Origin of the sequence: Bradyrhizobium sp. Arg816, from assembly GCF_029989365.1 — a bacterium.
GTDB lineage: Bacteria > Pseudomonadota > Alphaproteobacteria > Rhizobiales > Xanthobacteraceae > Bradyrhizobium.
Genome location: NZ_JAPRAQ010000259.1, coordinates 1 through 432 on the forward strand (window position 1 = coordinate 1; position 432 = coordinate 432).

A 432-nucleotide genomic window follows, 5' to 3' on the forward strand; every position below is an offset into this window, starting at 1 on the left:
ACGATCGAGTACAGGATCGCGCAGAAGGACATCGTCACGTTCCTGCGAGTCATGGGCGAACGCAGCCGCATCCGTCGGCGCGACGGCGCGCGGCACTGGACGCTGCTGCGCGATCTCGGCGATCCGCTGCTCTGGGTCGAACGCTATCACGTGGCGACCTGGCTCGATTACGTCCGGCACAACCAGCGGCGCACGCATGCGGATGCGGACAACAGCGCCGACCTCGCGGCGTTGCACGAGGGGCCGGCACCGCCGGTCGTCCACCGCATGATCGAACGGCAGACCGGATCCCTGCCGTTCACTCGCGCACCCGGATCGCGCGAGATGTCGGGGCCGATGATTGATCCGAGCGGATCGGTCTAGAGTCTGATCCATCTACGTGGAAGCGTATCCAGAGTTTCTGAGGTAGTTGGCGCATTCGTGGGGCGGGAA

1 protein-coding gene is annotated in these 432 nt (G+C 65.3%); it reads left to right on the top strand.

Annotated features, from left to right (window positions below; all coding sequences use genetic code 11):
• The coding region (locus OWC48_RS46795) for an MFS transporter (RefSeq protein ID WP_282526038.1) at window positions 1–363 on the top strand (363 nt) is incomplete at its 5' end.
• Window positions 364–432 lie beyond the last annotated feature (69 nt).